Raw genomic sequence first — 13125 nt, 5'->3', positions numbered from 1 at the left:
TTTAAGTATTAAAATGTTAGCTCCAAAAAAACAAAAATTTAGAAAAGCTCATAAGGGTAGAGTTGCTTCAAAAGCAAAAGCAGGTACGATGCTTGCTTTTGGATCGTTTGGTCTAAAATCTATAGACGGTTGGCGTGTTACTGCAAGACAAATAGAAGCAGGAAGGAAAGCTGCTACTAGATGTATGAAAAGGCAAGGAAGATTATGGATTCGCATTTTTCCGGATGTTCCCATTTCTAAAAAGCCTGCCGAAGTAAGAATGGGTAAAGGTAAAGGTTCTCCTGAATTTTTTGCAGTTAGAGTTTCGCCTGGAAGAATTATGTTTGAAATTGAAGGGGTAGAAGAAAATATTGCACTTAGAGCTTTGGAGCTTGCAAGTGCAAAATTACCTGTTAGAACAAGGATAGTGAGACGTTATGAATGATTTAAAATTATTAAGAAGTAAGTTATCTACTGAAACAATAGAAGAGCTTTATAAAAACCTTAATCTTTTAAAGAAAGAATTATTTAATTTAAGATTTCAACAAGCTTTAGGTGAGTTAAAAAATACTAGTAGGTTTTCGTTAGTCAAAAAGTCTATAGCACGTATTAAAACTGAATTAACAAAAAGATCTAATAGTGAGGAATATTAAAATGCCGAAAAGAGTGTTACAAGGCGTGGTTATAAGTTCAAAAGCTGATAAGACGGTTACAGTAAAAGTAGAAAGAAAGTTTAAGCATCCTATTTATAAAAAATTCGTGAAAGTTTCTAAAAAATATGCTGCTCATGATTCAGAAAATAAATATCAAGAAGGAGATAAAGTTAGTATAATTGAAAGTCGTCCTATCTCAAAAACCAAAACATGGATAGTGGTAAATGGGGAATAAAGTTTTTTAATCTTTGACTTTATAAGGTAGATTATTTATTTTATCTCTCGTATATAAAAAATTGGAAGTAGTTTATGATTCAAATGCAGAGCATCTTGGAAGTTGCAGATAATTCCGGTGCTAAAAAAGTTATGTGTATTAAAGTTTTAGGTGGTTCTCACCATATGGTGGCAAAGTTGGGTGATGTTATAGTTGTATCTGTTAAAGAAGCTATACCCGGCGGTAAGGTTAAAAAGGGTGATGTTTATAAAGGCGTGATTGTTCGTACAAAGACCGGAGTAGTAAGACCTGACGGTAGTACAATAAAATTTGATAAAAACGCATTAGTGCTTTTGAATAAACAAGATGAACCTATCGGTACTAGAGTTTTCGGTCCTGTTACAAGAGAACTTAGAGCGAAAAAATATGTTAGAATAATGTCGCTTGCAGAGGAAGTGTTATAAATGATTAAATTAAAAGTAAAAAAAGGTGATGAAGTTGTTGTTATTACTGGAAAGCACAAAGGAACAAAAGGTAAAATATTAAAAGTTTTTCCTGAGGACAGTAAAGTAATTGTTTCTGGAGTAAATTTAGTAAAAAAGCATACTAAACCTAATCAAATGAGTGAGGGCGGGATAATAACTAAAGAATTACCTATACATATCTCAAATATTGCACACATCGATCCAAAAACCGGTAACCCTACCAAAGTAGCTTTTAAATTCTTAGAAGACGGTTCTAAGGTTAGAATAGCAAAGAAATCAGGGGAAATTATCGGTAAGGAAGGTAAATAATGTTAAGATTTAAAGAATTATATCAGCAAAAAATTATTGAAAACTTACAAAAAGAATTTTCTTATAAAAATAAACACGAAATACCACAAATTAAGAAAATTATTATAAATATGGGAGTAGGGGAAGCAATAGCCGATTCCAAGGTGATTAATAATGCAGTAAATGATCTCACATTGATTTCCGGTCAGAAGCCGGTTGTAACGTTAGCAAGAAAATCTATTGCAACCTTTAAATTACGCGAAAATATGAAAATAGGCTGTAAGGTTACATTACGTAAAGATAGAATATATGATTTTTTAGAGAGGTTAGTAATTGTTGCATTACCTCGTGTTAAGGAATTTCGCGGTTTTTCTTATAAAAGTTTTGACGGTAAAGGAAATTTTACTTTTGGATTAAAAGAGCAGATAGTCTTTCCTGAAATTAATTACGATAAAATCGATACAATAAGGGGTATGGATATTACAATCGTTACATCTGCTAAAACGGATAAAGAAAGTAAGTATTTGTTATCAGGGTTTAATTTACCTTTTTATAATTAATTTTTAGGGTATGTATAATGGCAAAAGTAAGTTCGATAAAAAAGAACGAAAGTAGGAAAAAAAAATCACAAAGTTTACATAATAAACGTTTAGCACTAAAAAGTAAAATTTATGATAAAAATATTTCATTAGAAGAGCGTTTTTCTTTGGTAATGTCGCTTGCACAATTACCTAGAAATTCATCATCTACTAGAATAAGAAATAGATGTGAACTTACAGGTAGACCAAGAGGTGTTACAAGAAAATTCGGTATATCGAGGAATAAGCTTAGGGAATTAATAGGTAGAGGCTTAGTGCCCGGTATAGTTAAGTCAAGTTGGTAAAAGTCGATAGGTAAATAATATGTCAATGACGGATAATGTAGCAGATATGTTAACTAGAATTAGAAACGCTTATAAAAGTAAATTGATAAATGTTTCTTTTCCTAGTTCTAAAATTAAAACTTCAATTTTAGATGTTTTGCAAAAAGAAGGTTATATAAAAGATTATATAACTACTCAAAAAAATAATATTAGTTATACTGAGGTAGCTTTAAAATATTCTGTTAACGGTGATGCTTCTATATGCGAAATTCATAGAGTATCAAAGCCTGGAAAAAGAGTATATTCTGCTATTAAAGATTTGAAAGGATATTATAATAATATGGGTATATATATTCTTTCTACTCCTTACGGTGTTATATCTGATAGAGAAGCTCATATTAAAAATGTCGGCGGCGAAGTAATTTGTAAAGTATTTTAAGGTAAAAAAATGTCACGTGTTGGAAAATTGTCGATTATTATACCTGAAGGTGTAAAAGTTGGTTTAAATGATTTAGAAGTAAAAATATCCGGACCTAAAGGCGAATTATCAAAAACTTTTAAAGGTAATATAGCAATTTCATTGACAGAAAATAAGCTTTTAGTAAAACCTTTAGCCGCAAATAAAAATGCACGTGCTATGTGGGGTACTGCAAGGAGCATAATATCAAATATGGTTACCGGCGTTAAAGAAGGGTTTAAGCTTAAACTTGAAATTAACGGAGTCGGTTACAGGGCAATGGTAAAAGGTAAATATTTAAATTTAATGCTTGCTAAAAGCCATAATACAAAAATTGAAATACCTTCAGATATTAAAATAGAGGTACCTAAGCAAAATATTATTATTCTTGAGGGAACAGATAAAGAAAAGTTAGGACAATTTGCTTCAATTATTATAAAACAGAGACCACCTGAGCCTTATAAAGGAAAAGGAATTAAATTTGAAAATCAATTTATACCGCGTAAAGAAGGTAAGAAAAATTAAATTTAAGAGTTAAATATGCGTAGTGCTAAGCTAAAATTTGAAAACAGAAGAAGTAGAATAAGACATAAAATATCTAAAACATCTAATAGAGTTAGATTATCGATATTTAAGTCAGGTAGACATATATATGCACAAATTATTGATGATTCTAAGTCTATAACGATTGCTTCTGCTTCAACTTTAGATGAGAAAATAAAAAAATTAAAAAAATCTCATTGTAATATTGAAAATGCTATCAAAGTAGGTGAAGAAATAGCAAAAAAAGCTGATTCTGCAGGGATAAAAGAAGTAGTATTTGATAGAGGCGGATATAAGTATCATGGTATTGTAAAAGCTCTAGCTGATGCAGCTAGAGAGAAAATAAAATTTTAGGTTATAAGGTTGTAGTAATGTCTAAAGTTAAAAAAAATGAAGAGACTTTAAGCGAAGTTTTAGTTGATGTAAATAGAGTTACAAAAGTAGTAAAAGGCGGTAGAAGATTTACTTTTTCTGCTTATATAGTTGTCGGTGATAAAGCCGGCAGAGTCGGAGCGGGACACGGAAAAGCTAAAGAAGTAAACGAAGCTCGAGGCAAGGCAAAACAAGCTGCTAAAAAGAGAATGATGCAAGTACCTTTATATCAAAATAGGACTATTCACCATGACGTTGTCGGTAAAAGTGGAGCTGCTAAAGTGATTTTAAGAAGAGCTAAAGCAGGTACGGGCGTTATAGCCGGAGGGTCTATGAGAGCAATTTTTGATTCTTTAGGCATTCATGATATTGTTGCTAAATCAATAGGTTCAACGAATGTTTACGCAATGATTTCTGCAACATTTGATGCATTAAATAAACTTGCATCACCAAAATCTATTGCTATGAGAAGAGATAAAAAAGTAAATGAAATATCTATAAAATCTTCTGATATTCAAGTTAATGAATAATGTTGCGTAAGTAAGGTGAAGTTATGAATAATAAGATCAATAATATAAAAATTACTCAAGTTAAAAGTGCTATAGGTCGTAAGTATGATCAAAGATTGACATTAGTTGGGCTTGGTTTAAACAAAATTAATAAGACTGTTATTCTTGAAAATACTAATTCAATCAAAGGAATGATTGAAAAAGTAAAGCATTTGTTAAAAATAGAAAATATGTAATTAGAGTTTTTAAATGAAATTAAATGAATTATATAATAATATAGGTGCTAAAAAAAATAAAAAAAGAATAGCACGCGGTATTGGTAGCGGTAAAGGAAAAACCGGTGGTAGAGGAATTAAAGGTCAAAAATCTAGATCTGGCGTTGCAGTAAAAGGTTTTGAAGGTGGTCAAACACCTATGATCAAAAGACTACCTAAAAGAGGGTTTAATTGTATTTCAACTAAAAAATACAATATAATAAATATTTATAATATTGAAGAAGCATTAGCTGATGGGCGTTTAAGTATTGATGATACTATTACCAAAGAAAAACTGGTAGAAGTTGGATTAATTAATAACAAAAATAATAAAAATCTAGTGAAGTTATTATCTATTTGTAGTGATGATTTCGCTGCTCCTCTATCATTAAAATTAGATGCTTATTCTTCTAAAGCTAAGGATTTAATAGAGAAAGCAGGTGGAAAATTATTATAGTATATGGGGCAGAATTTTTCTAAAAAATCCGGTAATGATTTAGTTAGTCGCATTGTTTTTACTATTCTCATTCTTATAGTATGTAGATTTGGGTCTTTTATACCTATACCCGGTATAGATTCAATTGCTTTAAGTAGTGTGGCTGAAAAAAATCAATCCGGAATACTCGGAATGTTCAATATGCTATCCGGAGGATCGCTAGGTAGAATGTCTATTTTTGCTTTAGCAATTATGCCGTATATTACCGCCTCAATTATTATCCAATTAATGTCAGTTGCATATAAACCTTTGGAAAATTTAAAAAAAGAAGGGGAAGTCGGCAAAAGGAAAGTAAATCAGCTATCGAGATATTTAACGGTTCTGCTTGCTTCTTTTCAGGCTTATGGAGTTGCTATAAGTTTAGAGTCAATTGTAACAAATACCGGTCCTGTAGTAATTTTAGCGGGTTTTTTCTTTAGAGTTACAACCGTCATTACTTTAGTTGTAGGTACTATGCTATTAATGTGGTTAGGAGAACAAATTACACAACGCGGAATAGGTAACGGTACGTCTTTAATTATATTTATAGGTATAATTTCGGGAGTACCTAGTGCTATTATTAGTATGTTTGAATTATCAAGAAAAGGAGCATTATCGCCTTTAATAGCGATAGCTGTTTGTATTGGAGTGGTTGTATTAATAGCTATAATTATATTTTTTGAAAAAGCCCAAAGAAAATTATTGGTGCAGTATCCTAAAAGACAAATAGGAAATAAAATTTATGGAGGAGAAGCAACGCATATGCCTCTTAAATTAAATACTTCTGGTGTAATACCTCCAATATTTGCTAGTTCAATTTTACTATTCCCTGCTACGCTTGCTAATTTTTCTAATAGTAATTCAGAAACTATGGGCATGCTTACTTATTATTTAGGGCATGGAAAACCCGTATATATTTTATTATATGTAGCATTAATTATGTTTTTTAGTTTTTTTTATACTGCAATAGTATTTAATTCTGAAGAAACTGCTAATAATTTAAGAAAATATGGTGCTTATATTCCGGGTAAAAGACCAGGAAAAAATACGTCTGATTATTTTGATTATATACTTACAAGGCTTACGGTTATAGGTGGGATATATTTAAGTATAATATGTGTAATTCCGGAGCTATTAATGAATAAGTATGTAATCTCTCTTTCTTTAGGAGGTACGAGTTTTTTAATTGTAGTGAATGTGGTACTTGATACTATGACGCAGATTCAAACTTACTTATTTAGTAGTAAGTATGAAGGTTTAATGAAGAAAGTAAAATTAAAAAATTAAAAATGAGCTTAAATAGTGATAGTAATTTTTTTAGGTCCTCCAGGAGCCGGAAAGGGAACACAAGGAAAAAAGGTAGCTAAAAAAATTGATTTACCACATATAGCAATCGGTGATATATTTAGAACAATTATTAAAATATCAACTAGTGAAGCAGAATTAATTAATAATTATGTTAAGCAAGGGGAGCTTATCCCTAATGAAATAGTTAATCAAGTAATCAAAAATTTTTTATTATCCTCTGAATATAAAAACGGCTATATATTAGATGGATATCCACGTAATTTAGAGCAAGCGAAATTCTTTAAATCGTTTATTAAAGAAAAAATTAAAATAATATATTTTGATGTTTCAGATGAATTATTAATTAAAAGAGTTTTAGGAAGATATAGTTGTAAAAATTGCGGTAAAATATATAATAGTTACTTCTTGCAGCCTAAAACTGATAATGTATGTGATGTTTGCGGTTCAAGTACATTTGATTATAGAAAAGACGATAATGAAGAAGTAATAAAAAAAAGAATTGAAGTATATAAAACAGAAACATATCCGTTAATAGATTATTATAAAAATAGTGGTAATTTTTATATAGTTAATGGAAGTAAAAATGAACAAGAAATAGAAATTGATATACAGAAAATACTAAAAATAAATTGACTTTATTAAAGATTTTTATATTATTTTCTAGTTACCAGTAAAATTTTGGAGATTATTTGTGGCAAGAATTGCAAGTGTTAATGTTCCCGATAATAAACGTTTAGTTGTGAGTTTAACTTACATTTACGGTCTTGGGCCTACTATGGCAGCAGAGATCTGTAATAAAGCAAAAATATCGAAAGATAAAAAAGTTAAAGAACTTACGGATCAAGAGTTAATAAGCTTACGTAATATTATTGAAAGCGAGTATAAAGTTGAGGGTGATTTAAGACGAGAAGTTACGCTTAATATTAAGAAGAAGAAAGATATAAGATGTTATCAAGGGCTTAGACATATACGTAAGTTGCCGGTGAGAGGACAGAACACGCATTCTAATGCTCGAACTAGAAAAGGTAAAGCTATTGCGATAGCCGGAAAGAAAAAAGCTGTAAAATAATAGTTTAAGTATAGAGTATAAATAATGAATCAGACGGTTAAAGTTAAGAAAAAGAAAAAAACTATCACTCTTGGTGTTGTGCATATCCGAGCATCATTTAATAATACTATAGTAACATTTACTGATATCCAAGGTAATACTATGTCTTCTGCATCGGCAGGAGGTAATGGGTTTAAAGGGGCAAGAAAAGCAACACCTTATGCAGCTCAAGTAACAATTGATAGAGCATCGGAAAAAGCAAAAGAATATGGTCTAAAAACTATTTCTATTAGGATTGGAGGACCGGGAGCGCAGCGTGAATCAGCAATGAGAGCTTTATTCAGACAAAATTTTGTGGTTACATCAATTTTAGATGTATCGTCAATTGCTCATAATGGAGTAAGACCGCCAAAAAGAAGAAGAGTATAAGAGAATCATAGGTATTAAATGTTATCGTTAAGTAAAAATTGGAATACTTTAATAAAGCCGAATAAAGTTGCTTATGAAAATTTTCCGGAAACCAATAATAAAGCTAAAATTGTAGTTGAACCTTTAGAAAGAGGTTTTGGTTTAACACTCGGTAATGCTATGAGAAGAGTATTACTTTCTTCTTTACAAGGAGCGGCTATCACTTCTATAAAGATCCCTGCTATAGAACATGAATTTTCTTCTATACCCGGTGTAAAAGAAGATGTATCGGAAGTAATTTTAAACATTAAAGGTATTGAAGTAAAAATGCATGTTGCGGAAAAACGTATCGTGAAATTAAAAGCAACAGGACCTTGTATTGTAACGGCCGGTATGATTGAAACAGGTCATGATGTAGAAATACTGAATCCGGATCATGTAATTTGTAATCTAGTTAAGAACAAGCAGCTTGAAATGGAATTAACTTGTAAGGTTGGTAAAGGATATGTACTTAGCACAAATAGTTATGAGGATAATTTACCTATTGGTGAAATAGCTATAGATGCTTTATTTAACCCGGTAAAAAGTGTTACTTATAAGGTAGAAAATACTAGGGTAGGTCAGGTTACCGACTATGATAAATTAATTATGTTTGTAGAAACTAACGGTGATTTATCACCTGAAATGGCTGTAGGTTTAGCTGCACGTATTTTACAAGAGCAATTACAATTATTTATTTCTTTTGAAGAACAGGAAGAAGATAAGCAGGTTAAAACTGATGCTTTACCGTTTTCGCCTTATTTACTTAAGAGAGTTGATGAATTGGAGTTATCAGTTAGATCGGCAAATTGTTTGAAAAATGATAATATAATATATATAGGGGATCTAGTAAAAAGAACAGAATCCGATATGCTGAGAACTCCAAATTTCGGTAGAAAATCTTTAAATGAGATTAAAGAAATATTGGCAAAATTTAATTTAAGATTCAGTATGGATGTACCGGATTGGCCACCGGAAAATATTCAGGAATTATCTAAACGTTATGAAGATTCTTATAATTAAGGACTAATAAAAATGCGACATAAAATTAAAGGTAGAAAGTTAAATGTAACAAGTAGTCATAGGCAAGCAATGCTCACTAATATGGCTGTAGCACTTGTAACCCATGAACAAATTAAAACTACTTTACCAAAAGCTAAGGAATTAAGACCTTATATTGAAACTCTAATTACTAAAGCTAAAAAAGCTGATTTAACGGTAAGAAGAAGCGTTTTATCAAAAATAAAAGATAAAAAAGCAGTAGAAAAGCTTATAAATATTTTAGGTACTAGATATAAAGATAGACCTGGCGGTTATACTAGAATAATAAAAGCCGGATTCCGTTATGGTGATTTAGCACCGATAGCATATATTGAATTTGTAGATAGAGATATTAATGCTAAAGGAAATATACAGCAAGATGTTAATGAAGATATTAAAAATTAAATATAAAGGATTCGGTAATGGCTAATCATTCTTCAGCAAAAAAAGCTGCTAGACAAACAGTAAAAAGAACTCTAATCAATAAAAAAAGATCTAGTGCAATAAAAACTTTTATAAAGAAAGTGGTACATGAAATCAGTCTTGGTAATAAAGAAAATGCTAACTTAGCTTTATCTATTGCTCAGTCTAAGATAATGCAAGGTGTGAAAAAAAATATAATTAAATTAAATACCGCCTCAAGAAAAATCAGCAGATTATCAAGACAAATAAAAAGTTTGAACGAAAACAAATAATACTTTATAGGTAATTTAAAAGCAAAAACTAATAAAATTTTGCCAAATTATTTATATATACTTCTTATTATTATAAATAATGTTATTTTACTAATTAATAAAAAATATGGGCGATTAGCTCAGCTGGTAGAGTATCTCGTTTACACCGAGAGTGTCGGCGGTTCGAGTCCGTCATCGCCCACCAATCGAAAGTTTTTAGTATTTCAACGAAAACATCAAACAATGAATGAAGCTTAAACTCAAGCTTTTCAGTCTTAAATGTTATAATAGTTAAACCTATCAAGAAAAACAGTACTTTTGTGAAATGGCATTTCTAACTAAGTATATATTAGTTAATAATTTAATGCCATTGCAAGAAAATTACGAAGTAATTGACAAGACAATCCAGTAAAAAATAAATCATTTAATAACACAGCCATATGCACGTATAGCATAAGGTCAAAATACTCAAGAAACGTACCGATAGATAAATATAGTCCTATTGCTTCTTTTTGCTTACGTGTTAAACTTCTTTGTTCTTTCTCATAGCCGAGTATAATTTCTTTATAAAAGTTAAATTGTAAAGAAATTATACTGTTTTATATAAAAGTCAATAGGAAATTTCGCTTTATACGATAAATAAGGAAGTGAAGTGCAACTTATTATTAGCTTATTTTTACCTATTCATTAATGATGTTAATAGTATGATAATAAACTAATTGAGAAAAAAAATACTTGTACGTCAATCCGGTACTCATATCCTCACATACTTTTTGTATACTGCAGTGTGAGGTGAGTGTTTCCTCTTTATAAGATAGGTTATGCAAGAGGTCTATTGATAATTTCCTATTTACCTTATTAACCCTAAATTTTTTTTGCAATTCTTTTTATATAATTATTTGGCGTACCTGTATTTTTATTAGAAATAGTATTGTTATTAATTAATTGTTTCCCGATTCTATTTGCTATATTTTCTGTGCCGCTTAGTTCTAATTTCTTTTTAACTGTATTGTTTTGTATTCCTTATGATCATTAGTATTTGCATTTTCAACTGCTTTTGTTAACACACTTTTATGAGTAGTTATTTGCTCCGGTTGTTTATAAAAAGGACTATGTGCTCTACCTATATCTTTCAGTATATCTACTATTATATTTTGTGATGTTATTTTTTTTGTATCAGCATATTCTGATGCTGTCCTTAATGTTATTTCTTTACTAAGCTGATTAAATCTCTATTGTTTTTCTTGATCGGTAAATCTAAAGTAATTCTTATCTTGTAGTAAAGCGGTAATGCTTCGGTTTGAATAGTTTTTTTATACCCTATCTCTGCTAATGCTTGTATATTTTTATAATTACCTATATCTGCTTTTTGTTTTTCTATATTAATATTATGGTTTAGCTCCTTAATTAATTTTATTCTATCCTGGATCTGATTTACCGAATCTTTAGAACCTTTTAATGATTGTAATCCTATATTTATTGATGAAATTATTTGTGCTACATTATTACCGACTATAGCTGCAGATATCCCCGCCACGTTTACTATATTACTTATTCCATTTGTTATAACCGATGCTATAAATAATGATTTGGTACCTTTATTACTTTTGTCTTTCGTTCGATGCTGATCATTATGTATATATAAATCATCTTTTAAAATATCTTTTAACTTTGGATCAATTTTTAAAAGGGCTTGTTGTTTACTCAAATCATCACGATGTTTTTCTAATAATTTATTTTCTTGTGTAAGAAGACTTATCTTTCGAGTATGTACTACATCTATTATTGCTGTACCTACTATAGATGTTGCCATGGCAGTAGCTGATACAAACATAAATGGAGTTGTTGCAGGTGCTATAGTTGCCAGCATAATACTACTTGCTATTAATCCGAGTACACTAGCTGTGGTTTTATTAAAAAGAATCTTTCCTGTTACGTTGCCTTATTTTCTTTATATTATTCCATGTCTTTGAGGTCTTAATACTATTTATAATATTGGATGTTCTTGAGTTAGTTTGTGCTTTATGCTCACTTTTATAAATAGTATTTGGGTGTTGTTCATGGTTTTTTAAGGCGTTTGTGCCTCTACTCATTAATTTTTGTATCCGTTCTTGCTCTATTATATATAAATCATCTTTACTTTTTACTATTTCTTGAGAAATTATACGCTCTAAGTTACGCCTTTGTATAGCTTCTATATCATCCATACTTCTAAATATCGCGGAGGCTGCTTTTTAGGTACTGTGTCTGTATTATTAGATGATATATTTTTTCTCTGCTCCTTAGGAATTACAATATCTAAATCTTTTTCTAGTGATTGTGCATATTTATTTTCTTCTTCTATAGGTCTTGCCATTATATTCGCTCTATTTGTATGCCTTTAATCTGTTTTAGGGTACATTGTAGATAATTATTAAAATTTGTTAATAGCTATCTATAATTAAATTACTTAAAATGCAAATTTAGGGTAAATCTTTGTCGTGAATTAGTGTGAATAGAGCAAAGAGAGATAAATAATAACATAAACTAACTAAAAGTTATTGTATTATTAAAAAATTCATATATTAATTAAAATACAAAGTTATTTATTAATCATTATGTCAAATACATCTAAGTTAGAAAATCACTATAATAAATTGTTACAAGATATCATGCTTAAAACATTAGAGCAAAATAAAACTGTAGAAACCTATTTAATACAAGAAGATTTTAGTAGTGCTTTAAATGAACTACAAAAAATAAACGAAAAGCTTGAAGAATATTGTAAGGTTTTTTCTCTGTTTGAAATAATTAAAACCGAACTAGCTGAAGAAGATAAAGTATATAACTAATTTAATTTATATAAAAGGTGAAAGCCACATTTCGCCTTTTATATTCAATAATAATTTCCTACTTCAACTTCTAGCTTTTTAAAATGTGATATACCGAGGCTATACCCTATAATAATAGGAATTACTATCATCAACAATCCTAAATTATTAAGACGTTCTGTTAAATAAACAAGCCCAAAAGAACTAATTACATACATAGCGGCTCTCTTGAAGAAGCATATATAAAGCTAGCATAGGGTAAATCGTTTAAAAACCGGAAAACTTTTATAAAATATTGGAATTGCCGAAAATTCACTTGGAGAAAAAGTAACTACAATTAGTTGAATTAAGAGAATTTGCCAGCCTTGCGTTATATTATCTAATATTAATGGACTAAATAGAAGAAAAGTTAAAAATATTACTAATTGCGTTTTTAAAATTTTTAGTGGATGAAATTTATAGCATAAACACGTAAGTGCTAGTGCTACAAAAAATTCTACTATAGAAATAATGAAAGTTTGATGTATTACTGCTTCAGTGGTATAGTGCAACGAATCTTTAAGTATATTACTACAATGAATATAAGCAAAATAAAACCACACCGGTTGTGCTAGTTGTATTAAAAAATAATAGATTGCAGTCTTCTTATTAACTTTTTCCTGCCATACAGGATTATTTTTTATCTTTGCTACCAATTATATTACTA

At 29.7% G+C, this 13125-nt stretch carries 26 protein-coding genes, 1 tRNA gene and 1 pseudogene; 22 read left to right on the top strand and 6 right to left on the bottom strand.

The annotated features are described in order from the left end of the window. Positions 1–13: 13 nt before the first annotated feature. From rplP to RAS_RS05840, 21 genes are all read left to right on the top strand, one after another. On the top strand, positions 14–424 hold the full coding sequence (rplP, locus tag RAS_RS05940) for a 50S ribosomal protein L16 (protein WP_147143193.1): 411 nt from the start codon (positions 14–16) through the stop codon (positions 422–424). Continuing rightward, positions 417–632, top strand: coding sequence for a 50S ribosomal protein L29 (rpmC, locus tag RAS_RS05935; RefSeq protein WP_004596213.1), 216 nt, complete (start codon positions 417–419; stop codon positions 630–632). The genes rplP and rpmC overlap by 8 nt, the downstream gene beginning before the upstream one ends. Position 633: 1 nt before the next feature. Next, complete coding sequence (gene rpsQ, locus RAS_RS05930) at positions 634–867, top strand: 30S ribosomal protein S17 (RefSeq protein WP_008580954.1); 234 nt, start codon at positions 634–636, stop codon at positions 865–867. 74 nt (positions 868–941) lie between these two features. Beyond that, the gene (rplN, locus tag RAS_RS05925) at positions 942–1310 is read left to right on the top strand and encodes a 50S ribosomal protein L14 (protein WP_008580952.1); all 369 of its coding nucleotides are present in this window, start codon (positions 942–944) and stop codon (positions 1308–1310) included. Beyond that, positions 1311–1640 carry a 50S ribosomal protein L24 gene (gene rplX, locus RAS_RS05920; protein WP_010421747.1) on the top strand — a complete coding sequence of 110 codons (330 nt, stop codon included), beginning with the start codon at positions 1311–1313 and terminating at the stop codon, positions 1638–1640. After that, the gene (gene rplE, locus RAS_RS05915) at positions 1640–2179 is read left to right on the top strand and encodes a 50S ribosomal protein L5 (RefSeq protein ID WP_010421751.1); all 540 of its coding nucleotides are present in this window, start codon (positions 1640–1642) and stop codon (positions 2177–2179) included. The genes rplX and rplE overlap by 1 nt, the downstream gene beginning before the upstream one ends. 17 nt (positions 2180–2196) lie before the next feature. Then, positions 2197–2502, top strand: coding sequence for a 30S ribosomal protein S14 (gene rpsN, locus RAS_RS05910; RefSeq protein ID WP_010421754.1), 306 nt, complete (start codon positions 2197–2199; stop codon positions 2500–2502). A gap of 19 nt (positions 2503–2521) precedes the next feature. Continuing rightward, entirely contained in the window at positions 2522–2920 is a 399-nt protein-coding gene (gene rpsH / locus RAS_RS05905) for a 30S ribosomal protein S8 (protein WP_010421757.1), read from the top strand. A 9-nt stretch (positions 2921–2929) separates the two neighbouring features. Next, positions 2930–3463 (top strand): 50S ribosomal protein L6, encoded by a 534-nt coding sequence (rplF, locus tag RAS_RS05900; RefSeq protein ID WP_147143190.1) that lies wholly within the window; start codon positions 2930–2932, stop codon positions 3461–3463. A 15-nt stretch (positions 3464–3478) separates the two neighbouring features. Continuing rightward, positions 3479–3835 (top strand): 50S ribosomal protein L18, encoded by a 357-nt coding sequence (rplR, locus tag RAS_RS05895; RefSeq protein WP_147143187.1) that lies wholly within the window; start codon positions 3479–3481, stop codon positions 3833–3835. 17 nt (positions 3836–3852) lie between these two features. Continuing rightward, positions 3853–4383 carry a 30S ribosomal protein S5 gene (gene rpsE, locus RAS_RS05890; protein WP_147143184.1) on the top strand — a complete coding sequence of 177 codons (531 nt, stop codon included), beginning with the start codon at positions 3853–3855 and terminating at the stop codon, positions 4381–4383. A gap of 23 nt (positions 4384–4406) precedes the next feature. After that, entirely contained in the window at positions 4407–4598 is a 192-nt protein-coding gene (gene rpmD, locus RAS_RS05885) for a 50S ribosomal protein L30 (protein WP_010421771.1), read from the top strand. Positions 4599–4611: 13 nt separating this feature from the next. Continuing rightward, positions 4612–5073, top strand: coding sequence for a 50S ribosomal protein L15 (gene rplO, locus RAS_RS05880; protein WP_147143181.1), 462 nt, complete (start codon positions 4612–4614; stop codon positions 5071–5073). A 3-nt stretch (positions 5074–5076) separates the two neighbouring features. After that, positions 5077–6378: a preprotein translocase subunit SecY gene (secY, locus tag RAS_RS05875; protein WP_147143178.1), complete on the top strand. Its 1302-nt coding sequence runs from the start codon at positions 5077–5079 to the stop codon at positions 6376–6378. Positions 6379–6393: 15 nt separating this feature from the next. After that, positions 6394–7032: an adenylate kinase gene (locus RAS_RS05870; protein ID WP_147143175.1), complete on the top strand. Its 639-nt coding sequence runs from the start codon at positions 6394–6396 to the stop codon at positions 7030–7032. 58 nt (positions 7033–7090) lie between these two features. Then, positions 7091–7468 (top strand): 30S ribosomal protein S13, encoded by a 378-nt coding sequence (gene rpsM / locus RAS_RS05865; protein WP_010421779.1) that lies wholly within the window; start codon positions 7091–7093, stop codon positions 7466–7468. A 24-nt stretch (positions 7469–7492) separates the two neighbouring features. After that, entirely contained in the window at positions 7493–7876 is a 384-nt protein-coding gene (gene rpsK / locus RAS_RS05860; protein WP_010421782.1) for a 30S ribosomal protein S11, read from the top strand. A gap of 18 nt (positions 7877–7894) precedes the next feature. After that, on the top strand, positions 7895–8917 hold the full coding sequence (locus tag RAS_RS05855) for a DNA-directed RNA polymerase subunit alpha (protein ID WP_147143170.1): 1023 nt from the start codon (positions 7895–7897) through the stop codon (positions 8915–8917). Positions 8918–8929: 12 nt separating this feature from the next. Beyond that, positions 8930–9340 carry a 50S ribosomal protein L17 gene (rplQ, locus tag RAS_RS05850; protein WP_147143167.1) on the top strand — a complete coding sequence of 137 codons (411 nt, stop codon included), beginning with the start codon at positions 8930–8932 and terminating at the stop codon, positions 9338–9340. Positions 9341–9357: 17 nt separating this feature from the next. Beyond that, a complete protein-coding gene (rpsT, locus tag RAS_RS05845; RefSeq protein ID WP_010421789.1) occupies positions 9358–9630 on the top strand; it encodes a 30S ribosomal protein S20 in 273 nt (90 codons plus the stop codon). 108 nt (positions 9631–9738) lie between these two features. After that, a tRNA-Val gene (locus RAS_RS05840) sits at positions 9739–9814 on the top strand. Between the two features lie 205 nt (positions 9815–10019). Here the strand turns inward: RAS_RS05840 and RAS_RS10005 are convergent. The 4 genes and pseudogenes from RAS_RS10005 to RAS_RS08685 all read right to left on the bottom strand — a co-directional run. Further along, positions 10020–10166 (bottom strand): annotated as a pseudogene (locus RAS_RS10005) (MFS transporter); the annotation flags it as partial. A 647-nt stretch (positions 10167–10813) separates the two neighbouring features. Beyond that, positions 10814–11479 (bottom strand): hypothetical protein, encoded by a 666-nt coding sequence (locus RAS_RS05825; protein WP_232049181.1) that lies wholly within the window; start codon positions 11477–11479, stop codon positions 10814–10816. 43 nt (positions 11480–11522) lie between these two features. Further along, complete coding sequence (locus RAS_RS08690) at positions 11523–11816, bottom strand: hypothetical protein (protein WP_172616090.1); 294 nt, start codon at positions 11814–11816, stop codon at positions 11523–11525. Continuing rightward, on the bottom strand, positions 11804–11965 hold the full coding sequence (locus tag RAS_RS08685) for a hypothetical protein (RefSeq protein WP_172616143.1): 162 nt from the start codon (positions 11963–11965) through the stop codon (positions 11804–11806). Before RAS_RS08685 ends, RAS_RS08690 begins: the two co-directional genes overlap by 13 nt. A 241-nt stretch (positions 11966–12206) precedes the next feature. Here RAS_RS08685 and RAS_RS05815 point away from each other — a divergent pair, with 241 nt between their 5' ends. After that, entirely contained in the window at positions 12207–12440 is a 234-nt protein-coding gene (locus RAS_RS05815) for a hypothetical protein (RefSeq protein ID WP_010421810.1), read from the top strand. Between the two features lie 44 nt (positions 12441–12484). On the opposite strand, the gene RAS_RS05810 is transcribed toward RAS_RS05815, so the two are convergent. After that, a complete protein-coding gene (locus tag RAS_RS05810) occupies positions 12485–12637 on the bottom strand; it encodes a proline/betaine transporter (protein ID WP_147143163.1) in 153 nt (50 codons plus the stop codon). A 30-nt stretch (positions 12638–12667) separates the two neighbouring features. Then, a complete protein-coding gene (locus RAS_RS05805) occupies positions 12668–13114 on the bottom strand; it encodes a hypothetical protein (RefSeq protein ID WP_147143160.1) in 447 nt (148 codons plus the stop codon). Between the last annotated feature and the right edge of the window lie 11 nt (positions 13115–13125).

The organism is Rickettsia asiatica (assembly GCF_007989425.1).
In the GTDB taxonomy this organism is placed as follows: Bacteria; Pseudomonadota; Alphaproteobacteria; order Rickettsiales; family Rickettsiaceae; genus Rickettsia; species Rickettsia helvetica.
This window is presented reverse-complemented; position numbering and strand designations above follow the sequence as displayed.

Coding starts and splice junctions, on each gene's coding strand:
- rplN (WP_008580952.1), top strand. CDS start 942: ATGATTCAAATGCAGAGCATCTTGGAAGTTGCAGATAATTCCGGTGCT.
- RAS_RS08685 (WP_172616143.1), bottom strand. CDS start 11,965: ATGGCAAGACCTATAGAAGAAGAAAATAAATATGCACAATCACTAGAA.
- rpsQ (WP_008580954.1), top strand. CDS start 634: ATGCCGAAAAGAGTGTTACAAGGCGTGGTTATAAGTTCAAAAGCTGAT.
- rplQ (WP_147143167.1), top strand. CDS start 8,930: ATGCGACATAAAATTAAAGGTAGAAAGTTAAATGTAACAAGTAGTCAT.
- rpsT (WP_010421789.1), top strand. CDS start 9,358: ATGGCTAATCATTCTTCAGCAAAAAAAGCTGCTAGACAAACAGTAAAA.
- rplX (WP_010421747.1), top strand. CDS start 1,311: ATGATTAAATTAAAAGTAAAAAAAGGTGATGAAGTTGTTGTTATTACT.
- rplP (WP_147143193.1), top strand. CDS start 14: ATGTTAGCTCCAAAAAAACAAAAATTTAGAAAAGCTCATAAGGGTAGA.
- RAS_RS05815 (WP_010421810.1), top strand. CDS start 12,207: ATGTCAAATACATCTAAGTTAGAAAATCACTATAATAAATTGTTACAA.
- rpmC (WP_004596213.1), top strand. CDS start 417: ATGAATGATTTAAAATTATTAAGAAGTAAGTTATCTACTGAAACAATA.
- secY (WP_147143178.1), top strand. CDS start 5,077: ATGGGGCAGAATTTTTCTAAAAAATCCGGTAATGATTTAGTTAGTCGC.
- rplF (WP_147143190.1), top strand. CDS start 2,930: ATGTCACGTGTTGGAAAATTGTCGATTATTATACCTGAAGGTGTAAAA.
- rpsH (WP_010421757.1), top strand. CDS start 2,522: ATGTCAATGACGGATAATGTAGCAGATATGTTAACTAGAATTAGAAAC.
- rpmD (WP_010421771.1), top strand. CDS start 4,407: ATGAATAATAAGATCAATAATATAAAAATTACTCAAGTTAAAAGTGCT.
- rpsK (WP_010421782.1), top strand. CDS start 7,493: ATGAATCAGACGGTTAAAGTTAAGAAAAAGAAAAAAACTATCACTCTT.
- rplO (WP_147143181.1), top strand. CDS start 4,612: ATGAAATTAAATGAATTATATAATAATATAGGTGCTAAAAAAAATAAA.
- RAS_RS05810 (WP_147143163.1), bottom strand. CDS start 12,637: ATGTATGTAATTAGTTCTTTTGGGCTTGTTTATTTAACAGAACGTCTT.
- RAS_RS05855 (WP_147143170.1), top strand. CDS start 7,895: ATGTTATCGTTAAGTAAAAATTGGAATACTTTAATAAAGCCGAATAAA.
- rplE (WP_010421751.1), top strand. CDS start 1,640: ATGTTAAGATTTAAAGAATTATATCAGCAAAAAATTATTGAAAACTTA.
- RAS_RS05825 (WP_232049181.1), bottom strand. CDS start 11,479: ATGCTGGCAACTATAGCACCTGCAACAACTCCATTTATGTTTGTATCA.
- rpsE (WP_147143184.1), top strand. CDS start 3,853: ATGTCTAAAGTTAAAAAAAATGAAGAGACTTTAAGCGAAGTTTTAGTT.
- rplR (WP_147143187.1), top strand. CDS start 3,479: ATGCGTAGTGCTAAGCTAAAATTTGAAAACAGAAGAAGTAGAATAAGA.
- RAS_RS08690 (WP_172616090.1), bottom strand. CDS start 11,816: ATGGATGATATAGAAGCTATACAAAGGCGTAACTTAGAGCGTATAATT.
- rpsN (WP_010421754.1), top strand. CDS start 2,197: ATGGCAAAAGTAAGTTCGATAAAAAAGAACGAAAGTAGGAAAAAAAAA.